Source organism: Azospirillum halopraeferens DSM 3675 (genome assembly GCF_000429625.1).
In the GTDB taxonomy this organism is placed as follows: domain Bacteria; phylum Pseudomonadota; class Alphaproteobacteria; order Azospirillales; family Azospirillaceae; genus Azospirillum; species Azospirillum halopraeferens.
The window spans coordinates 314,826-337,841 of the sequence record NZ_AUCF01000004.1 but is presented as its reverse complement, the minus strand read 5'-3'; the positions used below and the strand labels follow the sequence as shown (position 1 = coordinate 337,841).

General features: G+C 69.8%; 8 protein-coding genes and 3 pseudogenes. 5 read left to right on the top strand and 6 right to left on the bottom strand.

Features of this window, described 5'->3' with window-relative positions; translation table 11 throughout:
- Window positions 1-51 precede the first annotated feature (51 nt).
- From G472_RS38700 to G472_RS0105205, 4 genes and pseudogenes are all read left to right on the top strand, one after another.
- Window positions 52-237 carry a hypothetical protein gene (locus G472_RS38700; RefSeq protein ID WP_156927002.1) on the top strand — a complete coding sequence of 62 codons (186 nt, stop codon included), beginning with the start codon at window positions 52-54 and terminating at the stop codon, window positions 235-237.
- Entirely contained in the window at window positions 224-2,296 is a 2,073-nt protein-coding gene (locus G472_RS0105215; RefSeq protein WP_029007524.1) for a recombinase family protein, read from the top strand. The genes G472_RS38700 and G472_RS0105215 overlap by 14 nt, the downstream gene beginning before the upstream one ends.
- A gap of 19 nt (window positions 2,297-2,315) precedes the next feature.
- Window positions 2,316-2,549 (top strand): annotated as a pseudogene (locus G472_RS37940) (transposase domain-containing protein); the annotation flags it as partial.
- Window positions 2,546-2,929, top strand: coding sequence for a DUF3024 domain-containing protein (locus G472_RS0105205; protein ID WP_029007522.1), 384 nt, complete (start codon window positions 2,546-2,548; stop codon window positions 2,927-2,929). The pseudogene G472_RS37940 and the gene G472_RS0105205, both read left to right, overlap by 4 nt.
- A 12-nt stretch (window positions 2,930-2,941) precedes the next feature.
- Here the strand turns inward: G472_RS0105205 and G472_RS31390 are convergent.
- The 4 genes and pseudogenes from G472_RS31390 to G472_RS0105195 form a co-directional block, all read right to left on the bottom strand.
- Window positions 2,942-4,303, bottom strand: a pseudogene (locus G472_RS31390) (ISL3 family transposase); the annotation flags it as partial.
- A gap of 395 nt (window positions 4,304-4,698) precedes the next feature.
- On the bottom strand, window positions 4,699-4,893 hold the full coding sequence (locus G472_RS40785; RefSeq protein WP_156927021.1) for a hypothetical protein: 195 nt from the start codon (window positions 4,891-4,893) through the stop codon (window positions 4,699-4,701).
- Between the two features lie 1,238 nt (window positions 4,894-6,131).
- Window positions 6,132-6,338 (bottom strand): annotated as a pseudogene (locus G472_RS37935) (DDE-type integrase/transposase/recombinase); the annotation flags it as partial.
- A 73-nt stretch (window positions 6,339-6,411) separates the two neighbouring features.
- Complete coding sequence (locus G472_RS0105195) at window positions 6,412-7,095, bottom strand: response regulator transcription factor (protein WP_029007521.1); 684 nt, start codon at window positions 7,093-7,095, stop codon at window positions 6,412-6,414.
- A 145-nt stretch (window positions 7,096-7,240) separates the two neighbouring features.
- Between G472_RS0105195 and G472_RS36770 the strand changes: the two genes are divergently transcribed.
- On the top strand, window positions 7,241-9,631 hold the full coding sequence (locus tag G472_RS36770) for an ATP-binding protein (protein WP_084536454.1): 2,391 nt from the start codon (window positions 7,241-7,243) through the stop codon (window positions 9,629-9,631).
- Window positions 9,632-9,642: 11 nt separating this feature from the next.
- On the opposite strand, the gene G472_RS40500 is transcribed toward G472_RS36770, so the two are convergent.
- Together G472_RS40500 and torA are read right to left on the bottom strand one after the other, a co-directional pair.
- Complete coding sequence (locus G472_RS40500; RefSeq protein ID WP_035691093.1) at window positions 9,643-19,758, bottom strand: beta strand repeat-containing protein; 10,116 nt, start codon at window positions 19,756-19,758, stop codon at window positions 9,643-9,645.
- A gap of 775 nt (window positions 19,759-20,533) precedes the next feature.
- Window positions 20,534-23,005, bottom strand: coding sequence for a trimethylamine-N-oxide reductase TorA (gene torA, locus G472_RS0105180; RefSeq protein ID WP_035691092.1), 2,472 nt, complete (start codon window positions 23,003-23,005; stop codon window positions 20,534-20,536).
- Between the last annotated feature and the right edge of the window lie 11 nt (window positions 23,006-23,016).

The following is a 23,016-nucleotide window of genomic DNA, read 5'->3' as shown; positions in this document are numbered from 1 at the left end:
GATTCAGGCGAAGCTCCTCGGACGATTCGAACATCGTCCGGGAGAAGCGACATGAAGACGCCGTCAGCATCAATGCGGCGGGCCACAGCGCGGCGCCAGCTCAGCATGGTCTTCGACACGGCACGGCTGCGAGCGATCACCCCTGCCGACCGCGCCGCAGCGGTGGTCCAACTGGCCCTTCTCCTGATGGAAGCCGCAGGCGCCGGAACCGGGGAGCGTGACGATGATGAACGCTGAACTCCTCCCGCCGTCGGTGCTCAAGCGCAAGGCCGTGGTCTACGTCCGCCAGTCCACCCAGGCGCAGGTCCAGACCAACCTGGAGAGCAAGCGCCGGCAGTACGAACTCGTCGATGCGGCCAAGCGCCGGGGGTTCCGTCGGGTCGAGGTGATCGACGACGATCTCGGGCGCTCCGCCAGCGGCACCACGGCGCGGCCCGGGTTCGAGCGGCTGGTGGCGTCGCTCTGTGCCGGCGAGATCGGCGCCGTGCTGTGCCTCGACGCCTCCCGGCTCGCCCGCAACGGACGGGACTGGCACCACCTGCTCGAACTCTGCGGGCTCGTCGAGGCCAGGGTCATCGACCTGGACGGCGTCTACGATCCGGGGCGGCCGAACGACCGGCTGCTGCTGGGCATGAAGGGCAGCATGAGCGAGTTCGAGCTGGGAGTGCTGCGCTCCCGGATGCTCGATGCCGCCCGCAGCAAGGCGCGGCGGGGCGAGCTGCGCATCAGCGTGCCGATCGGCTATGTCTGGCACCGCGAGATCGGTCTGGGCTTCGATCCCGATCTGCGGGTTCAGGAGGCGATCCGCCTCGTCTTCGCCCGCTTCCGGGAGCTGGGCAGCGCTCGCCAGGTCCTGCTGTCGCTGGCGGCGGAGGGGGTCTGCTTCCCGCGGCCGTCCGATGGCAAGAGGCTGGTCAGCTTCGACTGGACGCCGATCCGCTATCGCAACGTCATCAGCGTGCTCAAGAACCCCTTCTACGCCGGCGCCTACGTCTATGGAAAAAGCCAGCAGCGCACCGAAATCGTCGAAGGGCGGGCGCGGAAGAGCTATGGCCACGGCAAGCCGCTTGAAGAGTGGGAGGTTCTGCTGAAGGATCACCACGAGGCCTACGTGGACTGGGAGGAGTTCGAACGCAACCAGGCCCTGCTCGCCGCCAACGCCTATGGCCGGGCCGGCGGCGCGAAATCAGGGCGTGGGGGCCGCGCCCTGCTGATCGGAGTCCTGAGCTGTGCCCGGTGCGGACGGCGCCTGACCGTGTCGTATCGCGGCCGCCAGCCCAGCCAGGCCATATACCGTTGCGAACGTCCCCACCAGATGCTGGGGCTGCCACGATGCCTCGGGTTCGGGAGTTCCCGGGTGGACGAGGCGGTTGCCGGTGAACTTCTGCGAGCCGTCGAGCCGATGGCGATCGAGGCCGCGCTGGAAGCTGAGCGAAGGCATATGGAGCACCAGACCGAACGACGGCGGATAGCGGAGCTGGACCTGCAGAAGGCGCGCTACGAGGCGTCGCTGGCGGAACGACGCTACGCCGCCTGCGATCCCGACAACCGGCTGATCGCCGCGCAACTGGAAAAGAACTGGGAAGCGGCGCTTCGGCGTGTCGAGGCCTGCGAGGCGCGGGTCGCGTCCGTGTCGGCTCCCGTTTCGGTGGCCGACGTTCCGGATTTCGCCGGACTGGCGGACGATCTGCAGGCCGCCTGGAACGCACCGACGGTGACCACGAGGGCGCGCCAGCGGTTGCTCCGAACCCTCATCGTCAACATCATCGCCGATGTCGATGAGGCGGCGCGCGAAGTCATCCTCACCATTCACTGGCAGGGCGGCCAGCACTCGCAGCTGCGTCTCACCAAACCGAAATCCGGCGAGCACGGTTGCCGAACGCCCGAGGAGGCGATGGCGGTGATCCGCAGCATGGCGGCGCGCTGGTCCGATGCGGAGATCGCCGCGCAGCTGAACCGGATGGGCATGCGCACCGGACAGGGGAAATCCTGGACCGGACACCGTGTCGGCTCGCTGCGCCGGGTCCGTGGCATTCATGCCTACCGGTCCGCGGAGAAGGATGGCGAATGGCTGACCCAGTACGAGGCTGCGGCGGCGCTCGGCATTTCGCGCCACCGCCTTGTCCGGCTCATCAATGCCGGCCTGATCGTCGCCGAGCAGGTGGTGCCCGGCGCTCCCTACCAGATCCGCGCTTCCGACCTTCAGGACCAACGGGTCCTTGCCGCTATCGGACGCAAAGGAGAGCCATGCCGCCTCGCTTCCAAGGATCAACTCTCAATGTTTCCAGATACTTGAAGAAGAGGGGTACAATGAACGCACCATCGCGCTTGGAAGAAAATCGTGGCTGTTCTGCGGCTCTGACCGCGGCGGCCAGCGCGCCGCCGTCCTATACGGGCTGATCGTGACCGCGAAGATGAACGATGTCGATCCCCAGGCGTGGCTCGCCGACGTACTGGCCCGCATCAACGACCTGCCCCAGAACCGCCTCCACGAGCTCCTGCCCTGGAATTGGCGGCGGCCGGTGGAATCCGGGGAGATCGCCGCATGACCCCTCGAAGCCGATCCGCGGGATTGGCGGCATCCGAAAAGGCCGCTATCACGGCCGCATGCCAGAGCTTCATCGGTGAGGTGCTGAAACCCCGCTTCCTGCCGAGCATCCGTCCGACCGAGTTCAACTACCCCATAGACATCCTCGGCAAATGGCATGGAAACCGTTACCGGTTCCTCCAACGGTACCGATCCGGCTTCCCGGAAAATCTCGGCGAGGAGTTCGAAAGTCCGTTCGCCCGCCTCGACTGGATCGGCCGCGACCGCTTCGACATCCAATGGTTCCGCCACACCGGAACGTGGCACCGCCTCTACCACGACGTGTCGCTGACCGAAGCCTTGGAGATCCTGGAAACCGACCAGGTCCTGCATCCTCTATAGCACCACTCCCGCGGCGCTCGCCGGATGCTTACGGGCGGTCACGAAACGGCGCTGATCATCATCGAGCCTGGAGACCTCACCGGTCAGCAGGCGCACCGCTTTGCGTGGCGTCGGCGGCTCAGGCGCCTTGTCCGGCAGCGGCTTTCGGGGGGAACGCTTTGCCTTGGCAGGCGGGTCTTGCCGCCGCCGCTGGGTTCCCCAGTTCCGCACGACGGTGTACTGCCCGGCGAAGCCACGGTCCTTGAGCTCCCGCCACAGCGCGGCGGCGTTATGGCAGCCGGCCTGCCAGCGCTCCTCCAGGTAAGCGCGATGCGGGTCGAGGATGCTGGTGCCGCGGTCGTAATGCCGCCACGTCGGCGCACGCCCCGCGCGCAGCCAGCGGCCCATGGTCTTGCGCTCGACGCCGAGGCTGCGGGCGACCGCGCGGATGGACATCCCTTGCTCGCGCAGGCGAGCCGCTTCGGCAAAGCGCGCGTCGCGATGCTCCTGCGCAGCAAGCGAGCGCCGTTCCGACGTGCTCAGGCGCCGCTCCGGTGCGGGCGCCGCCGGCGCTGTGGGCTCTTCCGAGGGCGCCGGCCCGGACGGGGGCCTCGCGGAACGTGCCGCCTCCCGCAGATCGCGATGATGACGCTCCAGGATCCGTTGCAGGGCGTCGCTGCTGTTGCGCAGGAGATGCCACCGGTCGGCGATCTGGAGGGCGTCGGGGGCTCCACGGGCCGCGCCGTCGGCGTAGGCCCCGGCACGATCGCGCACGACGACCGACACGCTGGGATGCGCTGTCAGCCACGCCGCAAGCGTGTCGGCGCTACGATCTGGCAGCAGGTCGATGACCCGCCGGCGCTCCAGATCGCACAGGATGGTGCCGTAGCGATGACCCTTGCGCCAAGCCCAGTCGTCCACCCCGAGCACCGTTACCGGAGGAGCCGATGGGAGGTCGCTGGACCGCACGCGCCGCAGCAGTGTCGTGCGGCTGATCGGCACGCCCATGGTTGCGGCATGACGGGCTCCGGGATTGCCACCAAGCGCCGGGCCGATGGCCCGGTGCACCGCGCGCAACCGGTCAGTCTGGCGCGCCCGCGGACAGGCAACGTCGGGCAGCGCTTCGGCGAAAGTGCGGCGAGGGCATGCGGGTGCCGAGCAACGGAAGCGGCGGACCCGGACAAGCAGGAGGGTCGGATGGCCGAAGCTCGCCATGTCGCCAAGGCTGCGCCAATACGAGCCGTGAACCCGCCGGGACGAGGTGCCACAGCCGGTACAGGACGCCGAGGGGGCGGTCATCTGCGTGCGCAGTGTGATCCGAGGAAGGTCGGGGTCGATCTGGTCGAGAACCTGAAGAGAGGAGAGAAAGCCGAGAGAGTGCACAGAGATGTTCAAGAATACGACCGTGTCGGAGAAGCCTTCCTTCTATATGGCCATCTCGCAGCCCGGCGCAGGTCGCCACCCATTTCGGATGCCTCCTCATGCCGGTTTCAACCGCCAATCGATCACACGAAACTTTCAAGAGCCCAGTGTGCAAGCCGATGCACACCCGCCTCCCGCTTGATACGGTGTTCACCGTGTTCCGGTGTTCCTGCGGCCCCGAACCCCGCATGGATGCTGGCTTCTAGACGAAACACGCAGGATTTCCCAAGGGTGTTCCGCGAACATGATGGAACATACGGCGGTGTTCCCGCCCCATAGGGGAACACCCTTCCGAAAGCAGGTGTGCACGAGTACCCGCCTCACGCCACGTCGCCGCCCCGCGTCCAGCGGACGGTGTCCGAGTTCGTCTAGTTGGCTCTCCTCCTGGGGCTACCAGATGATTTCCACGGCGCCCGCGGCTTCCAAGTCTGCCACAAGTCGATGCCGAGTTGTGCCGCCTTCTGCCTCAGCCGCTCCGGCCTCTCATAGAAGCCGAACAGCAAGCCGGGCTCCGCGGCGCTGGCGTGCCGGACGAAGTGCAGGCCGAATGTTGTCTTGCCGATCCCCCGTCGGCCCCATCAGGGCGGTGATGGTCGCTTTGAAGAGCCCGCCACCGATGATGGCGTCCATCCCATCACGCTGACCCTCGTCATAAGCGCATCCTGGATCTGGGACGCCCGAAATCCGTCCGCGTCGCCTGATCAGCGGTGGCGCTGGGACGAGTTCTTGCCTTGTTCACTTCGCTGATACATCTATGCCGCAGCCCTCAAGCAACAAATGAGGGTGGAACTCTGCACAATGGCCCAGTTTCCGCGTGGTGGTCAGCCATCCGACGTTGGCCATAGACTCATGTTCCTACTTCCACGGGCCAACGATCAGTGCCATCCTACTGCTCCACGCACGGCGAGCCGGCGCGGACGCGTCCTCGCTGGGAGCCGGATTCTCATAGACTTAGGGGCTAGGCTGAACGTCCTGGTCCCCCAGCCGCCAATCACTGAGCACCGTCGAGCTTGCGCCGTTAGGCGGACAGAATGGGAAGAACGGGAGCGCCGACGCTGGCACGCCGCTTCCAGGTCCTACCCGCAAGCCTTTCCCATCTCCAAGCGAGCAACCCGCCCTTGGTCGGCGGCCAGCCTGGGCATCGTAGCTTCCACGGATCGATGAACCTGCGCATCCCTTCCGATTGCCTCTCCGAGTTCCACCATCGATGCTCGTTGGCGGCCACCAGTTGCTCGCGACTGTCGCTGCGACCAAGTCCATGAGGCTTAGGGGGCCCGGCGGAGTCATATTACCCAATACGTGAAACTGTAGCACACACCGTCTCCTTGACCGTGGCACGCTGTGACCCACATACTCGCAACGAACCGCCCGAACGCTATGATTTCCGCGTAGCAGCCGGAGGGCTGGGAGGCAAGCCAGGGAATCCTGGCGCCCCAGCCAACCAACCCCTTAAAAAAAACAAACAGTTCCGAGGGGTTCGGAGGCGGTGGAACGTGTTGCAACGCCTTGCAACACAGTTCGTTCTGAATCAAGGCGCTACCACCGAGTCACAAACATTCCGTGCAGCACGGATGCAACACGGACGCTGCGCCACGTTCGCCCCTGGTCATGGCGCGATTCGTCCGGTCCAATCCGGGGTGAGCCTGCATTCGGTCTGCATATCGGCCGCCGGGGGCGTGACTTGAACTCACCCTCACCGCGCGCCCGCTCGCAAGGGGCAACCATGACGGTACGCCGTCGCCGGTGAGGACGTGGCCACAATGCTGGCTACGCAGCGCGCGTCGTTTCAATGCACCCTACTCTCTTGGATCGATCGGAAACGCTGCGCGTGACGGGCCGACTTGAAGCGCTTCATCTGCCGCTCGCGTTGTCGGGTCGGCTGATGCGAGTTCTCGGCACGGTTGTTAAGCCCCTTGTGCCGGCGGTGCTCGCAGCGCAGCGTCAGGTCCCTCTTGGCCACGGCGCAGGACTTCAGCGTATCCGTGATCAACACTCGCGGTGCCCGACCTCACCGCAGAGGCCCGACCAGCCCGAACCTGACGGTACCGTCCGAATACAGTTGCCGACAAACCCGGCACGGTTCAGCCATTGCCCGCCAGTGCGTAGCCGACGCCGCGGACGGTGACGATCGGCGCCTCGCGCCCGCTGGCCTGGCGCATCTTGCGGCGCAGACGGGTCATCAGCGTGTCCACCGTGTGCTCGCTCACCGCGTCCGACGCGCGGTTGCTGATGACGTCCAGCAGGTATTCGCGCGACACCGGCCGCGGCCGGAAGGCGGCCAGGGCGGCGAGGATGTTGAATTCCCCCGTCGTCAGCGGCAGGAAGGCGCCGTCGGGACCGAACAACTCGCGCCGTACGAGATCGAGCGTCCAGCCGTCGAAACGCAATGGTGCATCGCCCGGTCCGGCGCGGCGCAGGAGGTTGCGCACCCGCGCCACGAGCTCCCGCAGGTCGACGGGCTTGGTCACGTAATCGTCGCCCACGCTCTCCAGCGCCTCGACCCGGTCGGCGGGTTCGTTGCGCATCGTCACGAAGATCAGGCCGGCGCGGTCGCGCAGCCCCAGGCGGCGGGCCAGCTCGACCCCGTTGGCATCGGGCAGGTTGATGTCCAGAAGGATGACATCCGGCCGTTCGCGGGCGAGCAGGTCCTGCATCGCCGCACCATCGGCCGCCTGGATCACGCGCAGTCCGGCCTCCTCCAGGCTGTGGGCGTACAGCAGCCGCAGTTCCACCGCGTCTTCCACCACGAGAACCGTCGCCGCCATCGCGTCCCGGACCGCTTCCCTGTCGTCCTCAAGAGCGGCCGACCATACACGAGCCTCGTCGCTCCCGCCAGCGTGCGATTTTCCCTGAACAAACCGCCGGAAATGGGCGACAAGAGAGCGGATCGGTTGGAAGCAGCGATTGGCCATGGCCGGAAGAAAATTCGCCCCACGAACCATCGTTCTTTGCCTCTTCTGCGTCGTGATGTACTACGGCGCGGCTCGACTGAGCGCCGACTTGGCGCGGGTGCCGGGATCCAACTGGACGGCGATCTGGTTCAGCTCGGGCGTTGGCCTGCTGTGCGTCCGCGCGTTCGGGACGGCGGGACTGGTGTCCGTGGTGTCGGCATCGCTGATGACGTCGATGATCTATTACGGTGTCCGCACCGGCCACCCCCTGCCGCTGGCCCTGGCCGCGTCGGCGACCACGGCGCTCCTCGACGTGATGCAGGTGTGGCTGGCCAACCGCGCCGTCCGGCGCCGGGACCTCCCCGAGCCGGGCGCCGGCGTTCCCTACGGCGGGCTCATCGCGTATCTGACGAACGTGTGCGTCCTGCCGCCGCTGGTGACCTGCACCCTGCTCGTCTTCAAGGACCCGCTGCTGGGCATCGGCCGCCCCAGCGCCGACGGCACCGCAACGGGCATCCTGACCACGCTCTTCGTCGTCGTCACCGGCAACGCCATCGGCCTGTTCCTGCTGGCACCGCTCACCGTGGTCTGGCGCCGCCGCCGTACGCTGGCCGGGCGGTGGCGGGAGCTTGCCGTCCTGCTGGCGCTCGTGCCTCTGCCCATCCTCGCCTCGACGGTCACCATCCCCCACGTCGCCGTGCTGGCCATGGCCGTGGCCCTGCTGGCGGCGCTGCGGCACGGCCTTCCCGGCTCGGTGCTGGCGATGCTGGTGCTGACGCTCGCCGCGGTCGGCACGATGATGGCGCGCCAGGGTCCCTTCCCCGTCGACCGCCCGGACCTGGCGGTGTTCGGATTCGCGCTGGTGACCGTCGTGCTCGGCGTCGCGTTCCACGTCGTCGGCGGAGCGATGGACGAACTGGCCCACCAGCGCACGATGCTGGAACGGCTGGTCGCCACGCGCACCCGGGCGCTCGAGGTCAAGTCGGCGGAACTGGCGGCAGCGGCCGACCGCAAGGCCGTGTTCCTCGCCTGGCTCAGCCACGAGGCGCGCACGCCGATGAACGCCGTCCTCGGCATGATCCGCCTGCTGCGCCGTGACGGGCCGGCCGGGGACTGGGACCAGCGGCTGGGAATCGCCGAGAACGCCGGGCGCCACCTCGTCCAGGTGCTCGACAACGTGCTGGAGCTGTCGCGCCTGGAGGCGGACCCGGCGGACCTGCGGCCGGAGCCGGCGGACCTCGCCGGGCTCGCCGGCGACGTCGTGGCGCTTCTCCAGCCCGAAGCCGGAGCGAGGGGACTGCGCCTGTCGCTGGTCCTCGGGGACGGAGCGGACGCCGGGCACCGGGTCGATCCCCTGCGGGTCCGCCAGATCCTGTTCAATCTGGTCGGCAACGCCGTCAAGTTCACCCCGGCCGGACAGGTCTGCGTGCGTCTGCGCACCGAGCCCCGGAGCGGCGGAGCCGACCTCGTGGTGCTGGAGGTCGAGGACACCGGCCCCGGTGTGCCGCTGGCCCAGCGTGAGGCGATCTTCCAGCCCTATGCCCGGGCCGGCCGCAGCGGCGCCTCCGGTGCCGGCCTCGGCCTGGCGATCGTCCGGCAGATCGTCGAGGGGATGGGTGGACGGATCGCCGTCACCGCGGGGACGCCGGGCGGCGCCCTGTTCCGGGCGGAGTTCCCGGCGGAGCGGACGCCCCTGGCCCCCGCGTCGGCCGGCGGCCCCGCCGCCCCGCCGCCGGCGCCGGCGCTCGACATCCTGGTCGTCGACGATGCCGTGGAGAACCGGATGGTCGTGGACGGCTACCTCACGCCGGGCGGGCACCGCATCGTCCACGCCTCGAACGGCGAGGACGCCTTGCAGCTCATGGCCCGGCGCCGCTTCGACCTGGTGCTGATGGACATCCGCCTGGGCGGCATGGACGGGGTCGAGGTGACCCGCCGCATCCGCGCCATGGCCGATGCCGACGCCGCGCACACCCCCGTCGTCGCCCTGACGGCCAACGCCAATCCCGGCGACCGCGACGTCTACGCCGCCGCCGGCATGGACGAGGTGCTGACCAAGCCCGTCGATCCGCTGGCGCTCCAGGCGGTCATCGCCCGCCACGCCCCGTCGAACGGTGTCGGCGTCGCCCGGTCCGCGCCGACCCCGGCGATGAGCGCGCTGTTCGCCGGGGTGGCAGCCACCCTGGCGCGGGAACTGGCCGGCCTCGGCGACGGCGACCGCGGGCGGATGGCCGCCATCGCCCACCGCCTGCGGGGGTCCGCCGCCACCTACGGGCATGACGCGCTGGCGGCGGCGGCGGCGACGCTGGAGGACGCCGCCGCGGCGGCGGACCCGGCGGCCCTGGCCGAGGCCGCCGCCGCGGTGCGGCGGGAACTCGCCGCCGTCGCCGGACGGGAGGACGCCGGCTGACGGCCGGCGGATCACCCCCCGGTCCCGAGGACGAGGATGTCGGCGGCGCTCAGCGTACGCACGTTGAGGGTGGCGATGGCCACCGCCGCTCCGGCGCCGCTGCCGTCCGCGTCGAACGACAGGACTCCGGTCGCGGTGTCGAACACCAGCCAGTCGTCGGCGTCGCCCGGCCGGTCCAGCGCGAAATTGGCCGCCGCCAGGGCACCGGCCGGAAGGGCGCCGAAATTCGGGCCGACGATGGCGATGCGATCCTCGCCCGCGGTGAAGTCCGCGATCACATCCGCCCCGACGCCCGGCGCGCCGATGACGAACAGGTCCGCGCCCAGCCCGCCGTACAGGGTGTCCGTCCCGAGATTGCCGGCCAGGACGTCGTTGCCCTGGCCGCCGTACAGGACATCGTCCCCCTGCCCGCCGTACAGGGTGTCGCCACCGAGCTGGCCGTAGAGCACGTCGTCGCCACGGTTGCCGTAGACGAGGTCGCCGTCCTGGCCGCCGAAAACGGTGTCCCGGTCCTGGCCGCCGAACAGGGTGTCCGCCCCCTGGTTGCCGTACAGCACGTCGTCCTGCTGGTTGCCGTACAGAACGTCGGCCCCGACGCCGCCGAAGACGGTGTCGAAGCCGGTACCGCCGTACAGCACGTCGTCACCGCCTTCAGAACCGACGAGATCGTCGCCGGCACCGCCATCCAAGGTGTCGTCGTCGGCTCCCAGCACCATGTGCTGCCCGGCGGCGTCGCCCGTGACCATCTGCGAGCCCTCGCCGCCGACCACCCGCACCGCGCCCGCCACCACCGCGAAGCCGACCCGATCCAGTTGCAGGACGGTGCCGGGGGGCAGGTTGCGCGCGTCGATGACGAGGGCGACCGAATCGTCGCCGCTTGCCGGACCGGCGATGACGATGGGCGCGTTCGGCGCTCCACCCGTCACCGTGGGCGTAATGGTGCGCACGGTCACCCCGGCCCCGCCGCTCCGGGTCGCCGTGTAGGCGGCGATGGCGGCGACGAAGGAGTCGCGCTCCGTTCCCTCGGGCACGATGGTGGAGACCGCTTCCGAGAGCGCGGCTCCCGCCGCGTCCGGCGATTGGGGATCCCGCGGCCCGCCGGTGCCCAGCGTCACGCCGGCCGGCACCGTCGCGGACATGCCGCCCTCCAGCGGCACCGTCTGCCCGCCTTCGGTTCCGGTTCCGGTCCCGCCTCCGGTCCCGGTCCCGCCGCCGCCGCCCGTGTCCCCGCCGCCACCGGTGCCGGGCGCCGGCGCGGTGTCGTCGTTGACGATGACCCCGGTTGCCGTCGCGGTGTCGATGACACCGGCGGACGGGTTGGACAGGGTGATGGTGAACGCCTCGTCCGCTTCCGGGTTCCGGTCGTCGGCGACGGCGAGGGTGAACGTCTTCGCGGTCTCGCCGTCGGCGAAGACGACGGTGCCGCTCAGCGCCGTGCCCGCGGCGAAGTCGCCGCCGTCGGCCGGGTGCGCGCCCGAACCGGTGATGGCGTAGTCGACCGACACCGTGCCCGCATGGTCGCGGGTCCGCGTCACCGTGACGGTGTAGGTGGCACCGCCGTCCTCACCCTCGACGCGGCTGGCGGGATCGATGGCGACGGCGAAGTGCGGCATCAGACCGGTCACCGTCAGCCCACCGTTGGCCACGGTGAAGGTGTCGGGCGTGAAGATGCCGTCCAGGACCAGGGTGAAGTCGCTGCCGGGCGTGGAGTCGAAGCCGATGTGCAGCGTCGTCACCCCGCCGGCGTGGCTGACCTCGGCCTCCGAGGCACCGACCGTGGCGCCGTCCCCTTCGGTGATGCGGTCGACGCCCAGATACAGCACGTCACCGTTGTTGAGGTCGGTGATTCGCGACGTACCGCGGGGCGGTCCGTAGTACGTGAAGACGAAATGGTCGTTCCCGCTGCCGCCGGACAGCAACATGTCTCCCCGCCTGATCATGAACACGTCGTCCCCGGCACCGCCGTCCGCCGTGTCGTCGCCGTCGTACAGGTCGAGGATGTCGTTGCCCGCCCCGCCGATGATGGCGTCCGCCCCGGCGGTGGCGATGACCCGGATGGCGCCGCTGGCCGACGAAGCGTCCAGCGCCAGGGAGGCGGCGTCGGCGAACGCGTACTCCACGACATCGGCGGACCCGGCGATCCGGTAGTCGCCGCCGCTGGCGCCGGTGATCGTCTCGAAGCCGACGACCCTGCCGAGATCGTGCGTACCGGGGTCCAGGTACAGCGTGTCATCGCCGCTGCTGCCGGTGAGCGACACCGTCGCCAGGTCGATCCCCGCCGGGAGGTGGAAGGCGGTGTCACCGCCTTCGGCCAGGACGATGGCCTCGAACCCGATCACCTCTGCGGCGAAGGGCGCGGCGTTCAGGATCAGGGTGTCGGTTCCTTCGCCGCCATCGATCGTCCCGGCGCCGTAAGACCCGTTGTAGAGATCGGGGACGATGCGCACCGTGTCGTCCCCGGCACCGGCGGCCAGATACGGCGTGTACGACACGGTGAACCGGTCGGCCCCGTCACTGCCCACGAACACCATGGGCCAGACGTTGGCCGCGGCGGTCACATCCGTGGCTTCGGTAAGGTGCACCGCCTCCACGCCGGTGAGCCGGCCTTCGAGGTTGACGGTGCCGCCGCCGGTGATGACCAGCACGTCGCCACCGAGCCCACCGTTGATGATGGCACTCCCCAGGTCGGCGGCGCTGCCGGTGATGGTGTCGTCGAGCCCGGTGGTCGGGCCGGTGGCGGCGGTGTGCGTGTCGGGTGAGACGACCGCGTTCGGCCCGGTCACCGTGACCGCCGAGCCGTGCGCCACCAGGGCGCCGTCGTCCACGGCGAGCATCGCCGGATGGAACCGGCCCATGAGGTCGATGGTGACGTCGGCTCCGGCGGTGCCGTCGGTGCCGATGTACAGCCGCGTGTTGGCGCCGTCGTAGGTGCCGAGCTGCACCTGACCGCGGGTCAGCGTGTCTCCCGTTCCGGTCTCTGCCAGGATCTCGAAGTCGGACAGGCCGTCGACCTCGATCCGGTCGTCGGCAAGCCGGACGGTGTCCAGGCCGTTGCCGCTGGCGGCGAAGCGGTAGACGTCGCGCCCGGCGCCGCCCTCCAGGGTGTCGTTGCCGGCGCCGCCGCGCAGGGTGTCGTCCCCGCCGCCGGCCTGCAACCGGTCGTCGCCGGCGCCGCCCATCAGGGAGTCCGCGGCGTCGGCCGCCGAGACCCAGACATTGCCGGCCGCGGCCGAGCCGTCGAACACGAGGCGCCCACCCTCGACTTCGACATAGAAATTCGCGCCCGCCGTGCCGGCGCCGAGGACGATGGTGCGGTCGCCCGAATCGCCGTTGATGCCGCGGACGTTGGTCACGTCGGAAAAGTCGAAGTTGCCGCCGCCCCGGATCGAGAAGCTGGCGCCGCCGGCGTCGATGACGTCGCCGGCCAGCGCCGTCGCCGTGGTGACGAAGCGGTCCTGTGCCAGGGCCGTGATCGTCTCCGGAGCGTCGGTCAGGGTGTAGGTGACCGGCCCCGGATCGTTGTCGAGGATGGTGGCGGATGCCTTCTCGACGACGATCGTCCCGCCCATCGGCAGCGAGAGCATGAACTCGAAGAGCTTGGGCTCCTCGTGCCAAAGATCGTCGACCAGCCCGAACGTGAAGGTCTTCGTCGTCTCCCCGTCTCCGAAATAGACGTAGCCCCCCAATGGGGTGCCGGCCGTGAAGTCCTGCCACGTCGCAGCGCCGGGGATGAAGCTGTAGTACACGGAGGCGGAGCCGGTGAGATCACCGCTGCGCGTCACCGTGACGGTGAAGTGGTCGGAGCCGGCCACGCCTTCGATCGGGGTCGCCGGATCGATGGCGATGGAGAAGCGGATATCCAGGCCGGTGACCGTCACCCCTTCCGTTCCGGGCAGGAAGTGGGAGGCGGTGTAGGTGCCGGGCAGCACGACCAGGGCGTCCGGATTGGCCCCGAAGCGCAGCGTCGTGTCCCGGCCGGAGGTGCCCACCACCAGCTCGTCGGCGCCCACGGGGCTGCCGTCGTCGGTGCGCACGGTGGCGACCGTCCCGCCGAGGATGCGGTCGCCGTTGTTGATGTCGCCGATGCGCAGGGTGCCGTTCCCGGCAAGGAGGAACAAATCGGCGCCTGCGCCGCCCGTCGCGACGACGCTGCCGCCGAGGAAGTGGATCTCGTCGTTGCCGGCACCGCCGGCGACGGTATCCCCGTCGTCGGCGTCGATGGTGTCGGCGCCGCGGCCGCCCGTCACCCGGACGGCGGCGCCGGCCGAGGCGACGTCCAGCGGCCGCACCGCCGCCGACCCGTCGAGGACGCCCCGGCCCCCGCCGCCGAAGGTGACGGTGAGCGGGAGGGCCGCGAAAGCGGCGTCGGCGCCCAGGGTGAGCGTGACGTCCTGCCCGGTGGTCAGGATGCCGTCGAGACCGGTGGCGTGGCCGAGGTCGAAGATCCCGTCGCCGTCGAGCACCAGGGCATCGACGCCGTCACCGCCGGACAGCGCCGTCACCGTCGCCGCCTGCGCCGCGTCCAGGGTGAGCACGTGGTCGCTGCCGTCGGTGAGGATGATCGTCTCGAACCCGGTCGCGAACGGCGCGACCGTTCCGGCCACCACCAGCGTGTCGCTGCCGTCGCCGCCGTCGAAGACCGCCCCGGTGCCGTCCCCCTCGGCGCGCACCGTGTCCGCGCCCGCGCCGGCGTTCAGGACCGCCGGTGCTCCGACGGTCAGGAAATCGTCGCCGGCGCTGCCGGTGACGGAGGTCAGGCCGGCCATGCCGGCGGCCGACACCGTTGCCGCCTGCGTCAGGACGAGCGCCTCGACGTTGGTGACACGGGTTCCCGGATCGAACGCCCCGCCGCCGCTGACCACCAGGATGTCGTCGCCGTCGCCGCCGTCGATGGTGGCGCTGCCCAGGTCGGCGGCGCTGCCGGTGATGGTGTCGTCGAACGGGGTCGTGAAGGCGGCGGACAGCCGGTCCGGCGTGATCACGGCGTTGGGCCCGGCCACGGTGATCGCCACGCCCTGCGCCACCAGCCCGCCGTCGCGGACCCCCAGTCCCTGCGGCATGATTCCGCCGGCCAGGTCCAGCACGAGGTCGGCGCCGGCGACATCGTCGATGCCGATGAAGACGCGCGTCCGGTCCGCACCCGGAGTGGCGACCCGGACCTCGCCGCGGCCGAGCGAAGTCCCGTCCCCCCGCTGCTCCAGCACCGTGAAATCGACCAGGCCGTCCACCTCCAACCGGTCCCCGCGATGGAGGTGGACCAGGTCGATCCCGTTGCCGGACGCCGCATAGCGGTAGACGTCGTTGCCGCCGCCGCCGTCCAGGACGTCGTTGCCGTGGCCGCCGACCAGGGTGTCGTCCCCGGTCCCGCCGGAGACGATCAGGTTGCGCAACGACGCCGACGCGTCGACGGTCATGGCGCCGTCCAGACCGCTGAAGTCCAGGGTCGCGCCGTCGATGAGCGTGGTGGCGCCGAGGCGGATCGTCGCCGGGGCGCCGTCGCTGCTGATGGTGTGGGCGTTGCTGACGCCGCCGAGATCGAAGGTGCCCCCGCCCCGGAGCCGGAGCCGCCCGTGGTCCGCGTCGATCACGTCGCCGTTCAGGGTCTCGGCCGTCGCGACGAAGACGTGGGCGACACTGCCGGTCAGCCGGTCCTCGCCCTCCGTCAGCGTCACCATGACCGGGGGAAGGTCGTCCTCGACGATCGTCCCGGATGCCTGCGATCGGACGAAAACGCCGCCGTACGGATCGATGAGTGTGACCGTAAAGGACCGGTCGCCGTCATTGTCCGCGTTGTCGGCGACGAACAGGGTGATGATCTCCTCGCTTTGACCCGCGCGGAACCCCACCATGTTCACCAGCGCCGAGCCGCCCCCGTCGAAGTAGCCCAGGCCGGGAATGTACACGCCGGAGAAGTTTCCCATTCCGGAAACGGTGAACGTCACGCTGCCGGGTTGCGAGATGTCACCGTCGCGCGAAAAGATCAGGGAGACGGTGTTGGTGGGGTCCCCCTCGATCCGCCGGCCCGGCGCGACCGACACCGAAAAGAGGGAGTGCGTCCGGGCCATCGCCAGGCCGGTGGCCGTCGTATCGAAGAAGGAGGCGTCATACGTCCCGTCCAGCAGGACGGTGCGGTTGGGCCCGCCGTCGGTGGCCCCGAAGGTCAGCGTCGTCGTGCCGCCGTCCGCCCGGACCGCAACCTCCCCCGCCCGGACCGCGGAACCGTCGCCGTTGCCGACCCACGTCAGGCCCGTCGCAAGGATCTGATCGCCGACGGAGAAATCGGCGATGCGCGTCGTGCCCGACGGGCCGATGACGAACCGGTCGGCCCCGGCGCCGCCCCGCAGCGTGTCGCCGGCGTCGCCGGTCAGCGTGTCATCGCCGCTGCCGCCCACCAGGAGGGACCCCGCGCCATCGGAGTCCATCACCAGGGCCCGCCGCGACCGGGAGCCGTCGACCGTGCTCCCCCTGTCCGTGGCGACGACCACCGACAGCGGCGCCGCCGCCGGGTCGTCGTCGGACCCCAGCGTGACGGTAGCGGCGGCGCCGGTGACCTGCATCCGCTCGATCCCGGTGGCGTGGCTGAGGTCGAAGGTGCCGCCGCCCGTCAGGGTCAGGGAGTCGAACCCGTCACCGCCGGAGAGGGCGGTGAGCGTCGCCGTCTGTTCCGCCGTCAGGGTGAGCGCATGATCGCTGCCGTCCTCCAGCGTGATCACCTCGAAACCGACCGGTACCGCCGACAGCACGGACGCCGCCACCACCAGCCGGTCCGTCCCTTCGCCGCCGTCGAACGTGCCGGTGACGGTGCCGCCCACCACGCGCACGGTGTCCGCCCCCGCACCGGCATGCAGCGCCACCAGCGGTCCCACCGTCAGGTCGTCGTCGCCGTCGCTTCCGGTGACCGTCTTCAGGCCGGCCATCCCGGTCACCGTCACGGTCGTTGCCGCCGCCAGCGCCAGCGCCTCGACGCCGACGATCCCGGCGCCGAGGGTCAGGGTGCCGCCGCCGGTCACCACCAGCCGGTCCTCGCCGGTCGAGGCGTCGATAACGGCATCGGCCAGATCGTCGGCGCTGCCGGTGATCGTGTCGTCCGCGGCGGTCGTCGTGCCGGTGGCGGCCGTCCGCTCGGTGGGCGACACCACGGCACCCGGCCCGGTTACGGTGATGGCGGCCCCCCTCGCCACCAGGCCGCCGTCCTCGACGGCGAGAAGGTCCGGCGTGATGGTGCCGACCAGATCGATCACGATGTCGGCACCGGGGGAATCGTCGGTGCCGATGAAGAGCCGCGTGCGCGCGCCGTCGCTCACGCCCAGCTCCACCTCGCCGCGAGCGAGCGTTCCGCCGGTCCCGGTGCCGGACCTGAGGGTGAGCTCGCTCAGCCCGTCGACCTCCAGCCGGTCGCCGCCGAAGACCAGCAGGTCGACCCCGTTGCCCGACGCCGCGTAGCGGTAGACGTCCCGCCCGCCGCCACCGTCCAGCGTGTCGTTGCCGGCCCCGCCGCGCAGGGTGTCTTCGCCCCCGCCGCCGGACAGGGCGTCCGCACCGGCTCCGCCCGCCAGGGAGTCGGCCCCGGGCCCGGCCGTCACGACCAGGGCGCCGACGGCGGCCGTGCCGTCGAGCAGCAGCGGCCCGACGACGTCCACCACCTCCAGCTCCGCCCCGTCCGCCGCGGTGCCGGCGCCCAGAACGATGGTGCGGGCCGCACCGTCACCACCGATGGAGCCGACGTTGGTCACGCCGGCGAAGTCGAAGGTGCCGCCGCCCCGCAGCGAGAAGGCCCCGCCCCCGGCGTCGATGGTATCGCCGGCGAGCGCCGCCGCCGTGGCGACAAAGACGTCCGCGGCGCCGCCGCTCAGTGTTTCGGCCGCGTCGGTCAGGATGCGCGTCGTTCCCGCCGGGTCGTCGTCGGCGATGGTCGCGGTGGCCCGCCCGACGGCGATGACGGCGCCCGTCGGGGACAGCAGCTCGACCGCGAAGGTCTCGTCACCCTCGTAGCGGGTGTCGTCGGCCACCACCAGGGTCACGGTCTTCGTCGTCTCGCCATCGGCGAAGGTGATCGTTCCCGTGAGCGGCGCATCGGCGGCGAAATCATCGCTGCCCGCGGCGTTGGCGCCGGTGGGGACGACACGGTAGGCGACGCTGACGGCACCGGAGAGGTTCATGGCCCGCGTCACCGTCACGGTGAAGCGGTCGCCGCCGGTCTGCCCTTCCGTGGCCCGGGACGGCGCCACCGCGACCGAGACGCTGGGTGCAAGACCGGTCACGACGAAGGCGCTGCCATCCCACACGAGGTTCTCGGCGCGGACGACGCCGGTGATCTCGACGGTGGCGTCGCCGCCGGGAACGGTATCGATGCCGACGGACAGGCGGGTGATGCCGCCCTCGCTGCGGACCTCGACAGCGCCGGCCTCGACATCGAGGCCGTCACCGTCGCGGAGGGTCACGGCACCGAACTGCAACCGGTCACCGTTCGCGAGATCGGTGATCCGGTACACGGAATTGGCAAAGGGGTCCGGCGGGGCGATCACGAAGGTGTCGTTGCCGCCACCGCCCGTCAGGGTGTCCGAACCGCCGCCGCTGTTGAAGGTGTCATCCCCGGCGCCGCCGATCAGGCGGTCCGCGCCGTCGTCGGTCAGCACCGTCATCGCTTCGGGGCTGGCGGATCCGTCCAGGACGACGGCCTCGTTCCCGGGATTGATGGACTCGAGGTCGTAGGTGACGGGGCCGGCTCCGTTCACGCCGCCGGCCCCGACGACATAGGTTCCCCCCCGGCCCACGACCGTCTCCACCCCGGTCATCCCGACGAGGTGGACGGTGCCGCCGTTTTCGAACACGACCGTGTCGTTGCCGTTGCCGCCGGAGATCGTCCGGATGCCGTCGAGAAAGCCGATGTCGATGTCCACCCGGCGGTCGCCGCCGTCGGCGAGAACGATCGCCTCGACGTCCTGCAGCGTTCCCGCGAACCGGTCGGTCTCGACGATCAGCGTGTCGGTGCCGGCGCCGCCCTTGAAGGTGCCGTCGACCACCCACTTGTCGCCGGCACCGGCCGAGGTGTGGCGGATGGCGCGGATGGTGTCGTCGCCGTCGCCCGCGTCGAGCGTGCCGACGATGGCGAGCGCCACATCGTTGTTTCCGCTGCTGCCCCGGACGCTCATCAGTTCCGTGCCGCTGGCCAGCACGATGCCCGCGTCGTCTTCCAGCCGGATCAGATCGACGCCGGTGAGGTTGCCGGTCAGATCGGCGATGCCCGTGCCGGTCACCACCAGCTCGTCGTAACCTTCGCCGGCGTCGATGGTGGCGCTGTCGAGGACGCTGGCGTCGCCCGTGATGGTGTCATCGCCCGGTCCGGTGACGACGGTCTCGCCCGGCCCGGTGACGGTGATCGGGACGCTCCTCAGCATCAGGGCACCACCGACCGCCACCAGCATGGCGGCCGGCAGATTGCCCTCGATGGCGATCTCGATGTCGGCTCCGGGCACCGTGTCGGTGCCGATGTACAGCGCCGTCGCGTACCCGTCGTACCAGCCGACCTGCACCTGCCCGGCCAGCAGGGATCCGCCGGTCCCGGTGGCCTCCAGGACCGTGAACGCGGCGATGCCGTCGACGACGATGCGGTCGTCCATGCCGAACGTCACGATGTCCACGCCGTTGCCGGAGGCGGCGTACGCGATGACGTCGGCGCCCGGACCGCCGTCGATGCGGTCGTTCCCGCCGCCGCCGCGCACCGTGTCGTTCCCTCCGGTGGTGCTGATCTGGTCGTCACCGGCGCCACCGATGACGTAATCGTCCAACACGTTGCATTGCAGGAGGAGCGAGCCCCTCTGCATGGCCGACCCGTCGATCGTCACCGCAACGGCGTTCATGAAGAGAAACCGGCCGGTCAGGCGCCCGTCCTGCGATGAGTCGGGGCCGAGGATGATCCCGATGCGGTCGTTGCCGCTGTCCGTCAGCCAGATCTGGGAGAGGTTGGATACGTTCGTCAGGTCGAACGTCCCGGGCCCGACAAGTCGCACCATGCCGCGTCCGGCGTCGATCACGTCGCCGACGAGATTGTCCGCGGTGGTCACGAACGTGTCACCGGAACCGCCGGTCAGGGTTTCGGGATCGCTGGTCAGCGTGTATTCGGCCATGGGGAACTCCTGCTGGGCGCGGCAGGCGTTCCGGAGGAAGGGGCGCCCGCCGGGACTCCGGTGGGCGAACCGGAGGTGGTGCGGTGCCGGCAGGGCTAACACAATGGGCGAGGCGGCGCGTTCAACCCACGTTCAGAATGGGGGTTTTCGCTTCAACGCACGTTGAAGATGATCGCATCGGCCAATGAACGATGACGCCGGAACGACATGGCCGCGGCGACGTTCGCATCTCACCCCTATTCCTTGCTCGATCGTGCCCCGGCACGTGGAGAATGAGCGAGCGGGATTGGTCCTCGCTCTCCGGCGGGTTGAGCAGGGTCAGGTCGCCAGGGCGGGCAAGCTGAGGGCAGCGCAATGCGCTGCCGTGCCTTTTCGACGCGATCGATGCCGTGCTGGCGGACGACACCGGCGGGTTCGGGCGTTCTGCCCTCCCGCAGACGCCCAGACGCCGCGCCGCCGAGCGGGCCGTATTCGGGCCCGTTGAGAAGCGGCAACATGAGAAAGATCGAAACACCCTCCGATGCTCGGATGGTGACATTGCGCCGGAGGCGCCTTCATGTCCTCCGCCATGCAGTAATAGCAGCGGAAGCGGCAGCGGCCGGTCAGGGACACCCGCGGATACGACACGGTCCGACCGAACGGATCGATCAGCGGCTCGGCAGGCGCCACCTGCGTCTCGGCCGCACCGGCCATGGTGCACCGGGGTGGTTGTCGCAACGATCCGCTCCGGCGGCCGGGAGCGTGTGCTTCCGGCCGCCGGGGCGCGGGCATCGGCTCACGCCCGGGCGGGCGTGTCGAACACGGTGACTGCCGGGGCCGTACCCTTGTACAGCTCGACCTCGGCCATGCAGGTGTGCGCCGATGTCGCCTGTCCCAGCTTCGACGTGGGGATGTCCGGCGTCAGCACGTTGGGATCACCGTACTTGCACAGGGTGCCGGGCTTGCCGCCCTCGGCCGGGTCGTACCAGGCGCCCTCCTGCAACTCGATGACGCCCGGGCGGATGTCGTCGGTGACCACCGCACCGGCCAGGCACTGGCCGCGCCCGTTGAAGACCCGCACGATGTCGCCGGTCGTGATGCCGCGGGCGGCGGCGTCCGCGGTGTTGATGCGGCAGGGCTCGCGGTCGTTGACGGCGTAGAGTTCCCTCACCTTCGTGCCGTTCAACTGCGAATGCAGGCGGTACTGCGGGTGGCTGGAGTTGACGTGCAGCGGGAACGTCCGGTCCCGCTGGCCCAGCCATTCCACGGGTTCGAGCCAGGTAGGGTGCGGCGGGCAGTCGTCGTAGCCCATCTTCTCGATGGCCTTGCAATAGATCTCGATGCGCCCGGACGCGGTGGGCAGCGCATCGACGACGGGATCCTCCCGGAAGTCGGCATACTTGGTGCGCCGCACCGCCGATTCGGGAATCTCGAACTCGACGACGCCGGTCTTGTTCCAGAACGTGTCGAAATCCGGCATCGGGATCTTCTTGGCGGTGGCTTGTCGCAGCGCGTCCTCATAGACCTCGCGAACGCGGTCCAGCTCCGACTTGCCTTCCGAGAACTCGGGCTCCACACCCAGCCGCCTGGCAAGCTCGACGAAGATGTCGTAGTCGTTGCGCGCCTCGAACACCGGATCGATGAGCTGCTTCATCGCCACGATGGCCTTGCGGGACACCACCCCCACGCGCTCGATGTCGTTGCGCTCGACGCTGCTGGTCGCCGGCAGCACGATGTCCGCGTGCCGGGCGGTGGCCGTCCACTGAAGGTCCTGAACGACGAAGGTCTCGATCTTCGCCCAGGCTTCAACCATGCGGTTGCGATCCTGGTGATGGTGGAACGGGTTGCCGCCGGCCCAGTAGCAGAGCTTGATGTCCGGGTAGACGTGCGTGCTGCCGTTGTGCTCATACGTCGTGCCGGGATGCAGCAGCATGTCGACGACGCGGGCGCAGGGAATGGTGGTGGTTCCCTTCTCCTTCGGCCACTCCTTGATCTCCTTGCGCTTGCCGATCTGCAGCGAGCCGGCGAGTCCCGGTGCGTTGGCCGTCGGCGTGCCGGCGTTGTCCAGGTGATAACGCTGGCAGAAGCCGCCGCCCGGAAGCCCCACCTGACCGACCATGGCGGCCAGGGTGACGAAGGCCCACGGGAACTGTTCGCCGTACTGCTGGCGTTGCGGCGTCCAGCCGCTGACCAGCATGGACCGGCCCTTGGTCAGGCGGCGCGCCAGGTCGCGGATCGTCTCGGCCGGCAGTTCGCAGAGCGCGGACGCCCACTCCGCGGTTTTCGGCGTGCCGTCCTTCTCGCCCAGCAGGTACTGCGCGAAGATCTCGAAGCCCGTGGTGTAGTTCGCCAGGAACTCCTCGTCGTGCAGGTTCTCCACCAGCAGCGTGTGGGCCATCCCCAGCGCCAGTGCCACGTCGGAATGGGGCCGCACCGGCAGCCACTCCGCATCGAGGATCTTGCACCCTTCGGTGCGCACGGGATCGATGAAGACGGCGGCCTTCCCCGCCTTCTTCATGGCCTCGAACCAGCCGTACTCGCCATGATCGGGGATCGCGGCGGATATCTGGTTGTTCTTCAGCGGATCGCAGGCCCAGAAGACGATCAGGTCGGTGTTGTCGAGAATGGTCTGGTGGCTGGTCTGCGGCCCTTCGGCATCGAACGATCCGACCACGTAGGGCATGATCGCCTCGATGCCCGCCTTCGAGTAGTTGCTCGACGACACCACGCTGCCACCGGTCAGGTTCATCAGGCGCTTCAGCATCGTCTGGGGATTGCCGACACGACCGATCGGCCCCCAGCCGTAGGTCCCGGTGTAGATCGACCATGGGCCGAAGTCCGTCTGCACCCGCTTGATCTCGCCGGCCACCAGATCAAGCGCCTGCTCCCAGGTCACCCGGACGAAATCGCCGGCGCCGCGGGTTTCCGGCGACGCCCCCGGCCCCTTTTCCAGCCAGGCGCGGCGCACCATCGGATAGCGGATGCGGGTCGGCGAATAGACCTGGTCCCAGGCGCCGAGGAGCTGCGGGCTGGGGTGGGGGTCCTTCTCCCACGGGCGCAGCGACACGAAGCGGCCGTTCTCGATCTTCGCCCAGAAGGCACCCCAGTGCGAGGCTTGCAGATACTCGCCGTCCGGCAGCGCGCCGGTTGCCGCGCGTGCCGCGGACCACCCGAATGGCAGCCCGGACATGGCGCCGAGCGCCGCCGCCGCCGATGCCGTTTGCAGGAAGCGGCGGCGGGATACGCGCATCTTTTCCAGTTCCATCATGGGACCCATCC